The 19,022-nt window shown below is 52.1% G+C and carries 14 protein-coding genes; 12 read left to right on the forward strand and 2 right to left on the reverse strand.

What is annotated here, in order from left to right:
- Positions 1-140 precede the first annotated feature (140 nt).
- The 5 genes from J4614_RS09250 (at position 141) to fumA (ending at position 6,300) form a co-directional block, all read left to right on the forward strand.
- The gene (locus J4614_RS09250; RefSeq protein WP_023232995.1) at positions 141-1,772 is read left to right on the forward strand and encodes a sensor histidine kinase; all 1,632 of its coding nucleotides are present in this window, start codon (positions 141-143) and stop codon (positions 1,770-1,772) included.
- Positions 1,769-2,488 (forward strand): two-component system response regulator DcuR, encoded by a 720-nt coding sequence (gene dcuR / locus J4614_RS09255; protein ID WP_000611307.1) that lies wholly within the window; start codon positions 1,769-1,771, stop codon positions 2,486-2,488. Before J4614_RS09250 ends, dcuR begins: the two co-directional genes overlap by 4 nt.
- A gap of 316 nt (positions 2,489-2,804) precedes the next feature.
- The gene (locus J4614_RS09260; RefSeq protein WP_001530565.1) at positions 2,805-3,071 is read left to right on the forward strand and encodes a hypothetical protein; all 267 of its coding nucleotides are present in this window, start codon (positions 2,805-2,807) and stop codon (positions 3,069-3,071) included.
- 146 nt (positions 3,072-3,217) lie between these two features.
- On the forward strand, positions 3,218-4,558 hold the full coding sequence (dcuB, locus tag J4614_RS09265; protein WP_000899149.1) for an anaerobic C4-dicarboxylate transporter DcuB: 1,341 nt from the start codon (positions 3,218-3,220) through the stop codon (positions 4,556-4,558).
- A gap of 95 nt (positions 4,559-4,653) precedes the next feature.
- Positions 4,654-6,300 carry a class I fumarate hydratase FumA gene (gene fumA / locus J4614_RS09270; protein WP_208293143.1) on the forward strand — a complete coding sequence of 549 codons (1,647 nt, stop codon included), beginning with the start codon at positions 4,654-4,656 and terminating at the stop codon, positions 6,298-6,300.
- Positions 6,301-6,388: 88 nt separating this feature from the next.
- On the opposite strand, the gene melB is transcribed toward fumA, so the two are convergent.
- Entirely contained in the window at positions 6,389-7,819 is a 1,431-nt protein-coding gene (melB, locus tag J4614_RS09275; RefSeq protein ID WP_000028070.1) for a melibiose:sodium transporter MelB, read from the reverse strand.
- An 83-nt stretch (positions 7,820-7,902) separates the two neighbouring features.
- Complete coding sequence (melA, locus tag J4614_RS09280; protein ID WP_001666042.1) at positions 7,903-9,258, reverse strand: alpha-galactosidase; 1,356 nt, start codon at positions 9,256-9,258, stop codon at positions 7,903-7,905.
- A 268-nt stretch (positions 9,259-9,526) separates the two neighbouring features.
- Between melA and melR the strand changes: the two genes are divergently transcribed.
- From melR to pmrB, 7 genes are all read left to right on the forward strand, one after another.
- Entirely contained in the window at positions 9,527-10,459 is a 933-nt protein-coding gene (gene melR / locus J4614_RS09285; RefSeq protein WP_000106992.1) for a transcriptional regulator MelR, read from the forward strand.
- Positions 10,460-10,691: 232 nt separating this feature from the next.
- On the forward strand, positions 10,692-12,959 hold the full coding sequence (gene adiA, locus J4614_RS09290) for an arginine decarboxylase (protein ID WP_208293158.1): 2,268 nt from the start codon (positions 10,692-10,694) through the stop codon (positions 12,957-12,959).
- A gap of 297 nt (positions 12,960-13,256) precedes the next feature.
- Positions 13,257-14,018 carry an AraC family transcriptional regulator gene (locus J4614_RS09295; protein ID WP_023232997.1) on the forward strand — a complete coding sequence of 254 codons (762 nt, stop codon included), beginning with the start codon at positions 13,257-13,259 and terminating at the stop codon, positions 14,016-14,018.
- A 139-nt stretch (positions 14,019-14,157) separates the two neighbouring features.
- Complete coding sequence (gene adiC, locus J4614_RS09300; RefSeq protein WP_000093130.1) at positions 14,158-15,495, forward strand: arginine/agmatine antiporter; 1,338 nt, start codon at positions 14,158-14,160, stop codon at positions 15,493-15,495.
- A gap of 133 nt (positions 15,496-15,628) precedes the next feature.
- A complete protein-coding gene (eptA, locus tag J4614_RS09305) occupies positions 15,629-17,272 on the forward strand; it encodes a phosphoethanolamine transferase EptA (RefSeq protein WP_001630070.1) in 1,644 nt (547 codons plus the stop codon).
- Positions 17,269-17,937, forward strand: coding sequence for a two-component system response regulator PmrA (gene pmrA / locus J4614_RS09310; protein ID WP_000697894.1), 669 nt, complete (start codon positions 17,269-17,271; stop codon positions 17,935-17,937). The genes eptA and pmrA overlap by 4 nt, the downstream gene beginning before the upstream one ends.
- Positions 17,938-17,946: 9 nt before the next feature.
- Entirely contained in the window at positions 17,947-19,017 is a 1,071-nt protein-coding gene (gene pmrB / locus J4614_RS09315) for a two-component system sensor histidine kinase PmrB (RefSeq protein WP_071585826.1), read from the forward strand.
- The last annotated feature ends 5 nt before the right edge of the window (positions 19,018-19,022 follow it).

A 19,022-nucleotide genomic window follows, 5' to 3' on the forward strand; every position in this document is an offset into this window, starting at 1 on the left:
GTTTGCCAGTCGACATGAGCAGGTAGCGCCCCCTACAAGGTAAGACGGGCTTTTCAACACTGGAGCAACATCGCCTATGCCTTTGAATTAGACGCCTCATCAGGGATAATAACCTTACGATTCGTCCGCTCAGGTCCACTATGAAACACTCCCTGCCATGCCGGGCGTTACGCAAACGCCCCATGAAACTCGGCACTACCGTCATTCTGATGGTCAGCGCCGTTTTGTTTTCGGTGCTCGTTGTGGTCCATCTGATCTATTTTTCGCAAATCAGCAGCATGACGCGCGACGCGCTGGCAGATAAAGCGCTGGCGGTGGCGCGCTCGCTGGCGGACTCTCCGGCAATTCGCGAGGGGCTGAAAAAACCGCCTGCGGAAAGCGGCATTCAGACGCTCGCCGAAGCGGTGAGCCAGCATAATGGCTTTTTGTTTATTGTGGTGACCAACATGCAGGGCATCCGTTATTCACACCCAGAAACGCAGCGAATCGGCCAACCGTTCAAAGGCGATGATATTCTGCTCGCGCTGCAGGGAAAGGAAAACGTTGCCATTAATCGCGGCTTTCTTGCCAAAGCGCTGCGCGTTTTCACACCGGTTTATGATGAACATCACCGGCAGATCGGCGTTGTAGCGATCGGCCTGGAACTCAGTCACGTTACGCAGCAGATCAACAATAGCCGCGGCAGTATTATCTGGTCCATTCTGTTCGGCGCTCTGGTGGGGTTATTAGGCACGTATGCGCTGGTCAAGGTGCTAAAACGTATCCTGTTTGGCCTCGAACCCTATGAGATCTCAACCCTGTTTGAACAACGCCAGGCGATGCTGCAGTCAATCAAAGAGGGCGTTATCGCCGTGGATGATAGCGGCGAAGTCACGTTGATTAACCATGCGGCGCAGGCGCTGCTCGATTATCGAAAAACGCAGGATGACGCCAGATTATCCACCCTGAGTCATGCCTGGTCGCAGGTGGTGGACATTAGCGAAGTGTTGCGTGACGGTACGCCGCGCCGCGATGAAGAGATTATCGTCAAAGGCCGCCTGCTGCTGGTGAATACCGTTCCGGTGCGCAGCAACGACGAAATTATCGGCGCGATATCCACCTTCAGGGATAAAACAGAAGTTCGCCAACTGATGCAGCGGTTGGACGGGATGGTGAACTACGCGGATGCGCTCCGTGAACGATCCCACGAATTCATGAACAAATTACATGTGATTCTGGGATTATTGCACCTGAAGAGTTATAAGCAGCTTGAAGCGTATATTATCAAGACGGCCAATAACTATCAGGAAGAGATCGGTTTGCTGCTGGGTAAAATAAAGTCGCCGATTATCGCTGGCTTTTTGCTCAGTAAAATTACTCGCGCCTCTGATTTCGGGCACAGCCTGGTGATAAGCAGCGACAGCCAGTTACCGGATAATAACAATGAAGATCAGGTTACGGTGCTGATTACGGCGCTGGGTAATTTGATTGAAAACGCGCTGGAAGCATTGAGCCAGGAATCCGGCGGCGAAATCAGCGTCTCGTTACACTACCGCCATGGCTGGCTGCATTGCGAAGTGAGCGATGACGGTCCGGGTATCGAACCTGAGCGCATCGAGGCGATTTTTGAAAAAGGCGTCTCGTCGAAAGGCGCCGAACGCGGCGTCGGTTTAGCGCTGGTTAAACAGCAGGTTGAAGCGCTTGGCGGCGTAATTTCCGTGGAGTCCGAGCCTGGGATCTTCACACAATTTTTTGTACAGTTACCCTGGGATGGAAAAAGGACCAGCCTATGATCAATGTATTAATTGTCGATGACGATGCGATGGTCGCGGAGTTAAATCGCCGCTATGTCGCGCAAATCTCCGGTTTTCATTGTTGTGGAACCGCTTCGACGCTGGAAAAAGCGAAAGAGTTTATCTTCAACAGTGAAAATCACATTGACCTAATCCTGCTGGATATCTACATGCAGCAGGAAAACGGATTGGATCTGCTGCCTGTCCTGCACAGCGCAGGCTGCAAAAGCGACGTTATTGTCATTTCTTCTGCCGCTGACGCCGCCACCATTAAAGATTCGCTTCACTACGGCGTGGTGGATTATCTGATCAAGCCTTTTCAGGCCACGCGCTTTGAAGAAGCGCTGACCGGCTGGCTACGTAAGAAAACGGCGATGGAAAAACGCCAGTATTACGAACAGTCTGAGCTTGACCTGCTCATTCACGGTAATTCATCCAGCGAGCAGGAGCCTCGCCGGCTGCCAAAAGGGCTGACGCAGCAAACGCTACGCACCTTATGCCAGTGGATTGATGCGCATCAGGAGCAGGAATTTTCTACCGACGAGTTGGCCAACGAAGTGAATATCTCGCGCGTCTCCTGCCGTAAATATCTTATCTGGCTGGTGAATTGCCATATCTTGTTTACCAGTATTCATTACGGCGTGACCGGCAGGCCGGTTTACCGCTACCGCGTTCAGCCGGAACATTACTCTTTACTGAAACAATATTGTCAGTAAGGATACCGCATAAATCCGACGCGAAGCGTTATATCCTGATAACATTTATTATAACAATGCCAATAAAAACGCTATCACATTAATAACAAACCTGGGAAATTGTGTCAGATCAAATATACTCAACCCAGGCCTGTTAACGTTATTTTCTATAATTACAGCGCTATGCGCTGTTTTTAATTTCAAAACGCTAACAAAAGTTAATTAAGTATTATCCCATGCCGAGAGTGTGTATTTTTATTAAAAAAGGGATTTGTCCGGAATTTTCCTGACACTTAAATAAAATTATGTTTGTAGCAATGGAGCTTGTGCTACGCTTATGGACAATACGTATATTGGTGAGCAGATACGCGTCTCCACACGCCATACTAATAATTTAAAAAAATGGCGTGACAATGATCACATAAGTCACATTCTGTTCGCTTTATCTCGTGATTTACCTGATGGCGAGACACAAAAATTAAAGAATAAACGCCTGTTTTTAAAACAGACAAATCATAATTTACTGCTCTCGCTGACTCCACCTGCCCATCGCCAGAGGGTACTCCCCTCTGAACATCACCATCGCAAGAAAATAATTACTTAAAGCAACTCTGTAAAAAGCTTAATCGTTAATCGTCGCCACTGGCGCATTGAATATTCGCCATTTCCTGATGCTCATTCACACAAATCAGAAGATGGCTGTGATCCATTTATCAAAATTGACTGGGTTTATCGCGAGGATAAATAAAAATGTTATTTAGTATACAGCTTCTCATAATATTAATATGTCTGTTTTATGGCGCCCGAAAGGGCGGCATCGCGCTCGGGTTGTTGGGCGGTATCGGTTTGGTCATTCTGGTGTTTGTTTTCCATCTCCAGCCAGGTAAACCGCCCGTTGACGTAATGCTGGTCATTATCGCGGTAGTCGCCGCGTCGGCAACGTTGCAGGCGTCAGGCGGGCTGGATGTGATGCTGCAGATTGCCGAAAAGCTGCTGCGTCGCAACCCCAAATACGTCTCTATTGTGGCGCCGTTCGTCACCTGTACCCTGACGATTCTGTGTGGGACAGGCCACGTGGTCTACACCATTTTGCCGATTATCTATGATGTGGCGATCAAGAATAATATCCGTCCGGAACGTCCAATGGCGGCCAGTTCTATCGGCGCGCAAATGGGCATCATCGCCAGTCCGGTTTCCGTCGCCGTTGTTTCTCTGGTAGCGATGCTGGGCAACGTGACATTTGACGGAAAACATCTGGAGTTCCTCGATCTGCTGTCGATCACCATCCCGTCTACCCTGCTCGGTATCCTGGCAATCGGTATTTTTAGTTGGTTCCGCGGTAAAGATTTGGATAAAGACGAAGCGTTTCAGAAATTTATCTCCGTACCGGAAAACCGTCAGTACGTGTACGGCGATACCGCGACGCTGCTGGATAAAAAACTGCCGAAAAGCAACTGGCTGGCGATGTGGATCTTCCTGGCGGCGATTGCCGTGGTCGCTCTCCTGGGCGCGGACTCCGACTTACGCCCAACCTTCGGCGGCAAACCGTTGTCGATGGTGCTGGTCATTCAGATGTTCATGCTGCTGACCGGGGCGCTCATTATCATCCTGACCAAAACCAATCCTGCGTCTATCTCAAAAAACGAAGTTTTTCGTTCCGGTATGATTGCGATTGTCGCGGTATACGGGATCGCCTGGATGGCGGAAACCATGTTCGGCGCGCATATGTCGGAAATTCAGGGCGTGCTGGGCGAAATGGTCAAAGAGTATCCGTGGGCCTACGCCATCGTTCTGCTGCTGGTCTCCAAGTTTGTTAACTCCCAGGCAGCGGCGCTTGCGGCGATTGTTCCCGTCGCGCTGGCTATCGGTGTCGATCCGGCGTATATCGTGGCCTCTGCGCCGGCATGTTATGGCTACTATATTCTGCCGACCTACCCAAGCGATCTGGCGGCGATTCAGTTTGACCGTTCCGGCACAACACGTATTGGCCGCTTCGTCATTAACCACAGCTTCATTCTGCCGGGTTTGATTGGCGTGAGCGTCTCCTGCGTCTTTGGCTGGATCTTTGCCGCAATGTACGGATTCCTGTAATGGCCGCGCGCGCCGCCCGGCTATGCGCGGCGCGCGACTTAGAGCCTGGCCCATGAGGCTCTTAATACATTTTCTTACTATTAGGCTGGAAGCACATGTCGAAAAAAGAGTTTATCTATCAGGCGCCTTTCCCGATGGGAGAGGACAAAACAGAGTATTATCTGCTCACCTCCGATTATGTCAGCGTCAGTGAATTCAATGGAGAATCTATCCTCAACGTTGAGCCGCAGGCGTTAACGTTGCTGGCTCAGCAGGCCTTCCATGATGCGTCTTTTATGCTCCGTCCTGAACACCAGCAGCAAGTCGCCGCCATTCTCCATGACCCCGAAGCCAGCGAAAACGACAAATATGTGGCGTTGCAATTCCTGAGAAACTCCGAAATCGCCGCCAAAGGCATTCTGCCGACCTGCCAGGATACCGGCACGGCGATTATCGTGGGTAAAAAAGGCCAACGCGTCTGGACGGGCGGCGGCGATGAAGCCGCGCTCTCCAAAGGCGTGTTTAATACCTATATCGAAGATAACCTGCGCTACTCGCAGAACGCGCCGCTGGATATGTACAAAGAGGTCAATACCGGCAGCAACCTGCCAGCGCAAATCGATCTCTATGCCGTCGACGGCGACGAGTACAAGTTCCTTTGCGTGGCGAAAGGCGGCGGTTCAGCAAACAAAACGTATCTCTATCAGGAGACCAAAGCGCTGCTCACCCCAGGCAAGCTGAAAAACTTCCTCGTTGAGAAAATGCGCACGCTGGGCACCGCAGCCTGTCCGCCATACCATATCGCCTTTGTCATTGGCGGCACCTCGGCGGAAAGCACGCTGAAAACCGTTAAACTCGCCAGCACCCACTATTACGACGCGCTGCCGACGGAAGGTAACGAGCACGGCCAGGCATTCCGCGATCTCCACCTGGAACAGGAACTGCTGGAAGAAGCGCAAAAACTTGGCCTCGGCGCCCAGTTCGGCGGGAAATATTTCGCCCACGATATTCGCGTAATTCGCCTGCCTCGTCACGGCGCTTCCTGTCCGGTGGGGATGGGCGTCTCCTGCTCGGCAGACCGTAACATCAAAGCGAAAATCAACCGCGAAGGCATCTGGATCGAAAAACTGGAACACAATCCGGGCCAGTATATTCCGCCAGCGCTGCGTCAGGCGGGCGAAGGCGACGCGGTGAAAGTCGATCTCAACCGTCCGATGAAAGAGATCCTCGCCCAGCTATCGCAGTACCCGGTCTCGACTCGCCTGTCGCTGACGGGCACCATTATCGTAGGTCGCGATATCGCCCACGCGAAGCTAAAAGAGCGTATTGAATCCGGCGAAGACCTGCCGCAGTATATTAAAGACCATCCCATCTATTACGCAGGTCCGGCAAAAACCCCGGCAGGTTATCCATCTGGCTCATTAGGCCCCACCACCGCAGGCCGAATGGACTCTTATGTCGATCTACTGCAATCCCACGGCGGCAGTATGATCATGCTGGCGAAAGGCAACCGTAGTCAGCAGGTCACGGATGCCTGTAAAAAACACGGCGGCTTTTATTTGGGCAGTATCGGCGGCCCGGCGGCGGTTCTGGCACAGCAGAGCATTAAGCATCTGGAGTGCGTCGAGTATCTGGAACTCGGCATGGAAGCTATCTGGAAAATTGAAGTAGAAGATTTCCCGGCCTTTATCCTGGTGGATGACAAAGGCAACGATTTCTTCCAGCAGATTGTCAGCAAACAGTGCGCTAACTGCGCGAAATAACCTGGCAGGCCCGGCGTTCACCCGGGCCGCGTTATCGGTTAATTGCCGGATGGCGCTACGCTTATCCGGCCTGCACGAGAGACCATGCTCACGCTTTTACATCGCTGGTCGCTACCACAGAAATCGCCGGGCTATCCGGCTGTTCGACGAATGGCGGCGTTTTCCGGTATTTATCCAGCAGGTGGATCTGAATCTTGCGCAGCATATCGCCGTTCAAACGGTAGTAGCGGAAGTAGAGAACCAACGTCATCATGAAAAACAGTACCGGCAGGACAATCATAATAAACTGCATCCCCTGCAGGGTTTGCGCAGACTGCGCCACGTTCGGCGTGTAGCCAATCAGCCCCAGCACCAGAGCGATAAAGAACGCCGCAAACGCCGAGCCGCCCTTCACGACCATCGTCTGTACGGAATAAGCGATACTCTCGCAGCGAATATTGAGCTTAAATTCCCCATAATCGACCGTATCCGCCACCATGATCACCTGAAGCACCCAAAAGAGCGCGGTCCCGATATTCAGGAAAATACCCGCCGCCACGATTAAAGCGGCATTATGGACATCCGCCAACGCCATCGCGAAGAGCCCTGCGCAACTCAGAACGGGCATCACGGAGGCGCCCGCCCACAATATCCGCCGCGATAACATTTTCACCAGCCGGGGGAAGACAATCAGCGTCAGCAGATTCGCCGCGCCGGCGTAAGAAAGGTAATAGGGAAAAAGATCGGCATCGCCAATCACATAGGTGAAGTAGTAGATCGCAAAGCCATTGATAATATTGGAGGCAATGTTATACGCCAGCGCCATTCCCAACAGGCAAGAGAGCTGATCGTTTTTGTATATCAATCCAACGATCGTTTTTAACGTCAGATGTGGGCGGCCCGCCGTTACACCGTTGTCGGAGGAGTACACCTCATGTACGTTGCGTAATGTCACGATAGTCGAGGCGATAAAGAACGCAATCAGTACCAGCGTAAACATCTGAAAGCCGAACCCACGATCCGCTCCGCCAACGTAGTTCACAAACGGCAGCGTTATACCGGCAGTGACGAAGCCAGCCAGACTGGCGAAGAAACGCGGGAACGGCACCAGTTGTTCGCGTTCTCGCTTATCAAGCGTAATGGTCGGCACCAGCGACCAAAATGGGATATCCATAATGGTATACGTCATGCCCCACAGGATGTAGGTTACGCAGACAAATACAACCTGCGCGGTTCCCTCAAAAAGATGGGCGCTGAACAGCAGGAAAAGCACCAGCGAATTGGTTAAGGTGCCGATCAATATCCACGGCTTAAATTTCCCCCACCGCGAACGCGTGGCGTTGACAATCCATCCCATGATGGGATCGTTTATCGCATCCCAGATTCGCGCGACCAGAAAAAGGGTGCCGACGAGGCCGACCGAGAGTCCCACCACATCGGTGTAGTAATACATCAGGTACATATACACAATGCCGATGGCGAAATCCTTACCAAACGCACCGAACCCGTAACTCAGCTTTGTTGTCAGAGAGATGCTCATAGGGTACCGGGTCGCTGTTACCAGCGCCCGCCTTCTGTTAGTAGAGGTTAAACGCCGGATCTGCCGTCCAGCGCGGCTGGAGATTAACGGCGTAACCAGGCCGGAAGCCAGTCGCCATGCGCGGCGATCAGATCGTCAACCAACGCATAGATTTCTTCGATACCCAGCACCGCCGCGGTATGAGGGTCCATCATCGCCGCGTGATACACGCGATCGCGGTTTTCCGTGAGGATGGCTTCGGTCAACAGCGTTTGCACGTTGATGTTGGTCTGCATCATCGCCGCCAGATGAGAAGGGATCGTCCCCACCTTCGTCGGTTGAATGCCGTTGGCATCCACCAGACAAGCCACTTCCACGCAGCTTCCCTGCGGCAGGTTATCAATCAGCCCCTCGTTACGCACATTGCCGTAAATCACGCTCGGCTCGCCGGTCCACAGAGCGTTCATAATGGTACTGGCGTACTCGCGGGACGGTTTGATGTCGATACGCTCGGCGGTTTTATACTCCTCCAGTTCTTTATGCCAGTTCGCCAGTTGTTCTACGCAGCGTTTCGGATATTCATCCAGCGGCACCTTGTAGCGCGCAATCAGATCTTCGCGTCCCGGTTTAATAAACCACGGCGTGTACTCGGCAAAATGCTCTGATGATTCGGTGACGAAGTAGCCCAACTTTTTGAACATCTCGTAGCGCACAATGTTCTGGCAGCGTTCATTGCCGTGAATATTGGGCTTCGGCGCCTGTCCGGCGTCATAAGCCGCCAGCAATTCAGGATAGAGATTGACATAAGTCCCGTCAGCCGTTTTGCGCTCCAGTTCGAGGTAAAACGCCATGTGGTTAATGCCGGCGCAGCGGTAGCGCAGCGAGGCGGGATCGATATTCAGGTCGCGCGCCAGTTCTTCCGCCGTTCCCTGTACCGAATGGCACAGGCCGACCTGTTTGATATGCGGATAGCGGGCATACATAGCCCAGGTGTTCATCGCCATCGGGTTGACATAATTGAGCATGGTGGCCTTCGGACAGACTTCCGTCATGTCTTCGCAAATCCGCCACAGATGCGGGATGGTCCGCAGCGCGCGCATAATGCCGCCCGGCCCCAGCGTATCGGCGATCGTCTGTTCCAGGCCATGACGCTTACAAACCTCAAAATCGGTCACGGTGCAGGGTTCGTAGCCGCCAATCTGAAAGGCGACCACCACGAAATCCGCATCCTGTAGCGCCGCTTTCTGGTTGGTATGGCAGGTAATCCGGCCAGAAGCGCCCGCTGAGTCCATCAGTTTCCGTACCACAATGTGCGACTCTTCCAGCCGGGTTTCGTCAATATCCATCAGGGCGACATGCGCTGATTTTAGCGCCTCGCGGTGAAACACATCGCCGAGGATATTTTTGACGAAAATCGTAGAACCTGCGCCGATAAAGGTAATTTTGGGTGCCGTCATCATGACTCTCCAGAACAGTAGTGAACACCTTCATGGTGGCACGCGTTCCCGGTGAAAACCTCCGTCTTCCCCGATGAGCATTCCCGAAAACTCAGATCGTATGCTGACATGCGGGAGATCTGAGTTTTTGGGACAAAATGGCGTAAAAAGCAGAGTATTCGGCCTGAAAGTCAGGCTACGCTCTACAATATCGACGGATTCTGTGTCCGGATTCCCGGTTTCCTCCCGGCTAAAGGGGCATAATTCTGATAATTCAGGAAATGGAGTGACGATGAGTACGCAAGCAATATCCCTCCTCCCGCCCGACCCGCACATGTGCAACGGCGATGAAAAGCAAACCCGTAGCCCGCTGTCGCTCTATTCCGAATATCAACGACTGGACGTTGAGCTGAGGCCACCGCACAGAATGGCCAGCAGTCACTGGCATGGGCAAGTAGAAGTGAATGTTCCGTTTGACGGCGATGTGGAGTATTTAATCAACAATGAAGTCGTGCAGATAAAGCAGGGACATATCACCCTGTTTTGGGCCTGTACGCCACACCAGCTTACCCGCCCCGGCAACTGCCGCCAGATGGCGATTTTCAGTTTGCCGATGCACCTGTTTCTCTCCTGGCCGCTGGATCGCGATCTTATCAACCACGTCACGCACGGGATGGTGGTCAAATCACTGGCGACCCAGCAGCTTAGCACCTTTGAAGTGTTGCGCTGGCAGCAGGAAACAAGCAGCCCGAATGAGCAAATTCGCCAGTTGGCGATCGATGAAATCGGCTTGATGCTTAAACGCTTTAGCCTTTCCGGCTGGCAGCCCATTTTGCTCAATAAAACATCACGCACCCACAAGAATAGCGTCTCACGCCATGCGCAGTTTTACGTAAGCCAGATGCTGGGATTTATTGCCGATAACTACGATCAGGCGCTCACCATTAACGACGTCGCGGAGCATGTCAAACTCAATGCTAATTACGCGATGGGAATATTCCAGCGGGTTATGCAATTGACGATGAAGCAGTACATCACGGCGATGCGCATCAATCACGTACGTGCCTTATTGAGCGATACTGACAAAACGATCCTCGATGTCGCTCTGACTGCCGGGTTCCGATCCAGCAGCCGTTTTTACAGTACTTTTAGCAAATTTGTCGGCATGTCTCCGCAACAATATCGCAAGCTAAGCCAGCAACGACGCCAGACGATGCCCGGCTAAAGCCGGATACCACTATCAGCCAAAAAAATAATTCACCTGTCGATAAACGGCAGGTGAAATCGCTCGATATCAATAATTAACCCATTGTTTATTAAACAATAATATCAATAACTGACCATTATTCCATCACTTTACACCCCCTATTTGACGGGGTAATACTTGCCCACGTCACATTCATACGGCGGGTCGGCAAGGCGTAAATTGCACGGCCTCCACAACCGGGTAAAAGATGATGAAAGTATTAATTGTTGAAAGTGAGTTTCTGCATCAGGACACCTGGGTTGGCAACGCGGTTGAGCGTCTGGCGGATGCCTTGAGCCAACAAAATGTTACCGTCATTAAATCGACATCCTTCGATGACGGCTATGCCATCTTGTCCGCGAACGAAGCCATTGACTGTCTGATGTTTAGCTACCAAATGGAACAACCGGATGAGCACCTGAGCGTCAGGCAATTGATCGGTAAGCTTCACGAGCGTCAGCAAAACGTGCCCGTTTTCCTGTTAGGCGACAGGGAAAAAGCGACGGCATCGCTGGACCGCGACCTGCTGGAGCTTGTCGATGAATTCACCTGGATTCTGGAAGACACCGCTGACTTTATCGCCGGACGCGCTGTTGCCGCCATGACCCGGTATCGCCAGCAACTGTTACCGCCGCTGTTTAACGCGTTGATGAAATACAGCGACATTCATGAATATTCATGGGCGGCGCCGGGACACCAGGGCGGCGTCGGTTTCACTAAAACGCCTGCCGGTCGCTTTTATCACGATTATTATGGCGAAAACCTGTTCCGCAGCGATATGGGGATTGAGCGTACCACGCTCGGTTCACTCCTCGACCATACCGGCGCGTTTGGCGAAAGCGAGAAAAACGCCGCCCGCGTATTCGGTGCTGACCGCTCCTGGTCCGTGGTTGTCGGGACCTCCGGTTCTAACCGTACTATTATGCAGGCCTGTATGACGGATAATGATGTCGTTGTACTGGATCGTAACTGCCATAAATCCATCGAGCAGGGGCTGATCCTCACTGGGGCCAAACCGGTATATATGGTGCCAAGCCGTAACCGTTACGGCATTATCGGGCCAATCTACCCGCAGGAAATGCAGCCTGAAACCTTGCAGAAAAAAATCAGCGCCAGCCCGCTGACCAAAACCAAAGCCGGACAGAAACCGTCTTACAGCGTGGTGACCAACTGTACCTATGACGGCGTATGCTATAACGCCAAAGAGGCGCAGGATCTGCTGGCAAAAACCAGCGATCGCATTCACTTCGACGAAGCATGGTACGGCTATGCGCGCTTCAACCCGATTTATTGCGATCACTACGCGATGCGCGGCGAGCCAGGCGACCATAACGGTCCGACCGTGTTTGCCACCCACTCCACGCACAAATTATTGAATGCGCTTTCACAAGCTTCCTACATTCATGTCCGTGAAGGCCGTGGCGCGGTGAATTTCTCCCGCTTCAACCAGGCATATATGATGCATGCCACCACCTCTCCGTTATATGCCATCTGCGCATCCAACGATGTGGCGGTATCGATGATGGACGGTAACAGCGGCCTGTCCCTGACTCAAGAGGTGATTGACGAAGCGGTTGATTTCCGTCAGGCGATGGCGCGTCTTTATAAAGAGTTTACCGATGAAGGCGACTGGTTCTTTAAACCGTGGAATAAAGACGTCGTCACCGATCCACAAACCGGTAAAACGTATGACTTCGCCGACGCGCCGGCAAAACTGCTGGCCACCGACCAGAACTGCTGGGTCATGCGCCCCGGAGAAACCTGGCACGGCTTTAAAGACCTGCCGGATAACTGGAGTATGCTGGACCCGATTAAAGTCAGTATTCTGGCGCCGGGTATGGGCGACGATGGCGAACTGGAAGCATCCGGCGTACCTGCTGCGCTGGTCACAGCATGGCTTGGCCGCCACGGTATCGTGCCGACCCGCACCACCGACTTTCAGATTATGTTCCTGTTCTCCATGGGGGTAACTCGCGGGAAATGGGGAACGCTGATCAACACGCTGTGCTCCTTCAAACATCATTACGACGCGAATACGCCGCTGGCGCAGGTGATGCCGGAACTGGTGCAGGATTATCCTGACACTTACGCGAACATGGGTATTCATGACCTGGGCGATAAAATGTTTGCCTGGCTACGTGAAAATAACCCGGGCGCCCGTCTCAACGCCGCCTATTCCACCCTGCCGGTTGCGGAGATTACCCCGCGCGACGCCTACAACGCGATTGTGAACAACAATATTGAAATGGTGGCGATTGAAAATCTACCGGGTCGCATCGCGGCGAACTCCGTTATTCCTTACCCGCCAGGCATCCCGATGCTGCTCTCCGGCGAAAACTTTGGCGATGAAAACAGTCCGCAGGTGGGTTACTTACGCTCACTGCAATCCTGGGATCATCACTTCCCTGGCTTTGAGCATGAAACCGAAGGCACGGAAATTATTGATGGCGTATATCACGTTATGTGCGTGAAAGCCTAATCACAAAGAGTCTTTTTTTTGAGGATGGCATGTATTCCCTGAGTATTGCTGCAAAACAATAATACTGTCATACCTTTTTGCGCGGGCCCCATCCCGCGCTTTTTTTATACAAAAATGACAAGTTGCCACTCGCGTACAACTTTTTGTACACCCTAATTCATCGTACAAATATTGTAATATTATTCAGGAAAGTTATTTTAGTGCAGTTTCAATTCATCACACAATTGACTCAGTCCCCGTTATCTCTCCCGTTTGGCGAGATCCGGTATTTTATGTTCATATTCCAGGAGTTCGGGTATGAGGATTTGCAGCAACGAACCTTGCATAGTGTTATTAACCGAAAAAGATACATGGTTACGAGTAAATGGTAAGGAGCCAATCAGTTTAAAAGCGAATCATATGGCCATTCTGGCTTGTGAAAATAACGTTATTGACATTTCATCATTAAATAGCGTGCTAGTAATACAAGTGAGTCGCAATAATATTAAAGACTATTTACAATTCCTGAATAAAGATCTCTCACACCTTCCCGTCTGGCAACGCAACGCCGATCCCTTATTGACCGCCAACTGTCTGACGCCGGATATCTTCAGGGTCGCCGCCCGCTACAGCGCGATGGAAGCACCGGATGAAATTGTTAGTGAACGTACCCGTGCGCTCCTTTTCACCGTTTTATCCCGCTTTCTTGACCACAAAAAATTTATTTCTTTGTTAATGCACATGCTGCGCAGCCGCATCAGTGACAGCGTTTACCACATCATTCAGAGCGATATTCATAAAGACTGGAATCTGAGCGCCGTTGCCAGCTGCCTGTGCCTGAGTCCAAGCTTGTTAAAGAAAAAGCTCAAAAACGAGAATACCAGTTATAGCCAAATAATCACGACCTGCCGAATGCGTTATGCCGTAAACCAATTATTAATGGACGGAAAGAATATCTCTCAAGTCTCACAGCTGTGTGGGTATAACAGCACATCGTACTTTATTTCCGTGTTTAAAGAGTTTTATGGTATGACCCCCCTGCATTATGTTAGCCAACATCGGGAACGAACGGCTGCCTAATTTTTCTACACTCAACGATAAGACACGATAATAACAGCATTGGCGATAACCCGTCTCCGACATAATTCAGCGGCATTCTGAGGGGGTATGATACGACGTAATTTATCGTAACGAAGTCACCTTTTCAGGAGTCCAAATTATGTCTTCGGATGCTGATGCTCACAAAGTGGGCCTAATCCCCGTCACCTTAATGGTATCGGGGAATATTATGGGTTCAGGGGTATTCTTACTCCCTGCCAACCTGGCGGCCACTGGCGGGATTGCAATCTACGGATGGCTGGTCACTATCATCGGCGCCCTGGCGCTGTCGATGGTTTATGCCAAAATGTCGTCCTTAGATCCCAGTCCCGGCGGTTCCTATGCCTACGCACGTCGCTGCTTCGGGCCGTTTTTGGGCTATCAAACGAACGTGCTGTACTGGCTGGCATGCTGGATCGGTAATATCGCGATGGTCGTTATCGGCGTCGGCTATCTGAGCTATTTCTTCCCGATTCTGAAAGATCCGCTGGTATTAACGCTTACCTGCGTCGCGGTGCTGTGGATTTTTGTTCTGCTGAACATCGTCGGGCCGAAAATGATTACCCGCGTACAGGCCGTCGCCACCGTACTGGCGCTGGTGCCTATCGTAGGGATTGCGGTCTTCGGCTGGTTCTGGTTTAAAGGCGAAACCTATATGGCGGCCTGGAACGTGAGCGGCATGAATACCTTCGGCGCGATTCAAAGCACGTTGAACGTTACGCTGTGGTCATTCATCGGGGTAGAAAGCGCCTCCGTTGCGGCCGGTGTGGTCAAAAACCCGAAACGCAACGTGCCTATCGCCACCATCGGCGGGGTACTGATCGCCGCCGTCTGCTATGTACTCTCCACAACGGCGATTATGGGGATGATCCCCAACGCAGCGCTGCGTGTGTCGGCATCGCCTTTCGGTGACGCGGCGCGTATGGCGCTGGGCGATACCGCAGGGGCTATTGTTTCCTTCTGTGCGGCAGCAGGTTGCCTGGGCTCTCTCGGCGGCTGGACGCTGCTTGCCGGTCAAACCGCAAAAGCGGCGGCGGACGATGGTCTCTTCCCGCCGATCTTCGCGCGGGTTAATAAAGCCGGTACGCCAGTGGCTGGGTTGCTTATCGTCGGCGTGCTGATGACTATCTTCCAGTTCAGCAGTATGTCGCCGAATGCCGCGAAAGAGTTTGGTCTGGTCTCCTCCGTGTCGGTTATCTTCACCCTGGTGCCTTATCTTTACACCTGTGCTGCGCTGTTGCTGTTGGGCCACGGCCACTTTGGTAAAGCGCGCCCGCTGTATCTGCTGATTACCTTCGTCGCGTTTGTGTATTGCATCTGGGCGGTCATCGGTTCCGGCGCCAAAGAAGTGATGTGGTCGTTCGTCACGTTGATGGTGATCACCGCGCTGTATGCGTTGAACTACAACCGCATTCACAAAAACCCGTATCCGCTGGATGCGCCGGTTAAACAGGATTGACCACGTGTAGTTAATGTTATCGCAACAGGCCGGATAGCGCAGGTTATCCGGCCACCACCAACATTAAGTTCTTAAGGTTCACTTAATTTTACTTTGTCACGATTAGCGTCACCGAATCGATGGACGCATCAACATGTTAAAGCGCTTTCTTAAAAGACCTGTTCTTGGGCAAATCGCCTGGCTTCTGCTTTTTTCCTTTTATATTGCCGTCTGCCTGAACATTGCGTTCTACAAGCAGGTACTACAAGACCTACCGTTAAACTCGCTACGCAATGTGCTGGTGTTTATTTCCATGCCGGTCGTCGCGTTTAGCGTGGTCAATAGTGTGCTGACGCTGGCCTCATTTATTTGGCTAAACCGACTGCTGGCCTGCGTTTTTATTCTGGTCGGCGCTGCCGCGCAGTATTTTATTTTGACTTACGGCATCATCATCGATCGCTCCATGATCGCCAATATGATGGATACCACGCCTGCGGAAACCTTTGCGCTGATGACGCCGAGAATGGTGCTGACGCTGGGATTAAGCGGCGTTCTGGCCGCCGTGATTGCCTTCTGGGTCAAAATCCGCCCGGCGACGCCGCGCTTACGTAGCGGGCTTTACCGCCTGGCCAGCGTCCTGATCTCTATTTTATTAGTTATTCTGGTCGCCGCCTTTTTCTATAAAGATTACGCCTCGCTATTTCGAAATAATAAACAGTTGATCAAAGCGTTAAGCCCATCGAACAGTATTGTCGCCAGTTGGTCATGGTATTCGCATCAACGGCTGGCGAATTTGCCGCTGGTACGCATTGGCGAGGATGCCCATCGCAATCCATTAATGCTGAAAGGCGATCGCAAAAACCTGACGATTCTTATCGTTGGCGAAACCTCGCGCGGCGATGATTTCTCTCTTGGCGGCTATCCGCGCGACACCAATCCGCGGCTGGCGAAAGACGATGTAATCTATTTCCCGCATACCACCTCTTGCGGTACGGCGACCGCGATCTCCGTTCCCTGCATGTTTTCTGATATGCCGCGCAAACATTATGACGAAGAGCTGGCGCATCACCAGGAAGGGCTACTGGATATTATCCAGCGCGCGGGGATTAACGTACTGTGGAATGATAATGACGGCGGCTGTAAAGGCGCATGCGATCGCGTTCCGCATCAAAATGTCACCGAGCTAAACCTGCCCGGACAATGTATCGACGGCGAGTGCTACGATGAGGTGTTATTCCACGGTCTGGAAGACTATATCGACCATTTGAAAGGCGATGGCGTTATTGTACTACATACCATCGGCAGCCACGGCCCAACCTATTACAACCGTTATCCACCGCAGTTTAAAAAATTTACCCCAACCTGTGACACTAACGAAATTCAGAACTGTTCCCAACAGCAGTTGATCAACACCTATGATAATACCGTGCTGTACGTGGACTATATTGTAGATAAAGCCATTAACCTGCTGAAATCTCATCAGGATAAATTCACAACCAGCCTGGTGTATCTTTCCGATCACGGCGAATCATTGGGTGAAAATGGCGTTTATTTACACGGTCTGCCGTATTCCATTGCGCCGGATACGCAAAAACATGTCCCGATGCTCATTTGGCTTTCTAAAGATTATCAACAGCGTTATCAGGTGGATCAGGCCTGCCTGCAAAAACGGGCGAGCACGCTGGATTATTCACAGGACAATCTTTTCTCAACCATGCTGGGATTAACCGGCGTACAAACGACGTATTACCAGGCCGCAGATGATATTCTGCAACCGTGCAGGAGACTAAGCGAATGAAGATACTGATTGTTGAAGACGACACGCTATTATTACAGGGGTTAATACTCGCCGCGCAAACCGAAGGCTATGCGTGTGATGGCGTTTCGACAGCGCGTGCCGCCGAGCATAGTCTGGAGTCTGGTCATTACAGTCTGATGGTGCTGGATTTAGGGCTGCCCGATGAGGATGGCCTGCATTTCCTGACGCGAATCCGACAGAAAAAATATACTCTGCCGGTACTCATTCTGACCGCCCGCGATACGCTCAACGATCGCATTAGCGGGCTGGATGTCGGCGCAGATGATTATCTGGTAAAACCCTTCGCCCTGGAGGAGTTGCACGCCCGCATCCGCGCGCTGCTGCGCCGCCATAATAACCAGGGTGAAAGTGAACTGACGGTTGGCAATCTGACGCTCAATATAGGCCGCCATCAGGCATGGAGGGATGGACAGGAACTGACCCTGACGCCTAAGGAGTACGCGTTGCTCTCACGGTTGATGCTCAAGGCAGGCAGTCCGGTGCACCGGGAAATTCTTTATAACGATATCTACAACTGGGATAACGAACCCTCGACCAACACTCTGGAAGTGCATATACATAATTTGCGCGACAAAGTCGGCAAGTCGCGCATTCGCACGGTTCGCGGGTTTGGCTACATGCTGGTTGCCACTGAGGAAAGCTAAGTGAGCCTGATGCGTTTTCAGCGAAGAGCGATGACCCTTCGCCAGCGTTTAACTCTGACAATTGGTCTTATTCTGCTGGTGTTCCAGCTAATCAGTACCTTCTGGTTATGGCATGAAAGCACTGAGCAAATCCAACTGTTCGAGCAGGCGCTGCGGGATAATCGCAACAACGATCGCCATATCATGCACGAAATTCGCGAGGCGGTCGCCAGCCTGATCGTCCCCAGCATATTTATGGTTAGCCTGACGCTGCTTGTTTGCTACCAGGCGGTACGGCGTATTACCCGCCCACTCGCCGAACTGCAAAAAGAGCTGGAAGCGCGGACGGCGGATAATCTGACGCCGATCGCCATTCACAGCTCCACGCTTGAGATTGAGTCCGTTGTCTCGGCGATCAATCAACTGGTTACGCGTTTGACCACCACGCTCGACAATGAACGCCTTTTTACCGCCGATGTGGCCCATGAGCTACGCACGCCGCTGTCGGGGGTGCGTTTGCATCTGGAATTATTGTCAAAAACCCACAATGTTGATGTCGCGCCGCTTATCGCCCGTCTTGACCAGATGATGGATAGCGTCTCCCAGCTTCTGCAACTGGCGCGCGTGGGCCAGTCATTCTCTTCCGGGAATTATCAGGAAGTAAAACTGCTGGAAGATGTGATCCTCCCCTCCTACGATGAGCTGAACACCATGCTGGAAACGCGTCAGCAAACTCTGTTGCTGCCGGAAAGCGCGGCGGACGTGGTGGTGCGCGGTGACGCGACGTTACTGCGTATGCTGCTGCGAAATCTGGTGGAAAACGCGCATCGCTATAGCCCTGAAGGAACCCATATCACTATCCACATTAGCGCCGACCCCGACGCTATTATGGCGGTCGAAGACGAGGGGCCGGGTATTGATGAAAGCAAATGCGGGAAGCTAAGCGAAGCGTTCGTGCGGATGGACAGCCGTTATGGCGGAATTGGCCTGGGGCTGAGTATCGTCAGCCGCATCACCCAGCTACATCAGGGACAGTTTTTCCTGCAAAACCGTACGGAAAGAACAGGCACCCGTGCCTGGGTGATGTTGAAAAAGGCATAACAGGC

Origin of the sequence: Salmonella sp. 32031103-2018-00083-FB-01-SM-01 (assembly GCF_017571995.1) — a bacterium.
Classification (GTDB): Bacteria; Pseudomonadota; Gammaproteobacteria; order Enterobacterales; family Enterobacteriaceae; genus Salmonella; species Salmonella enterica.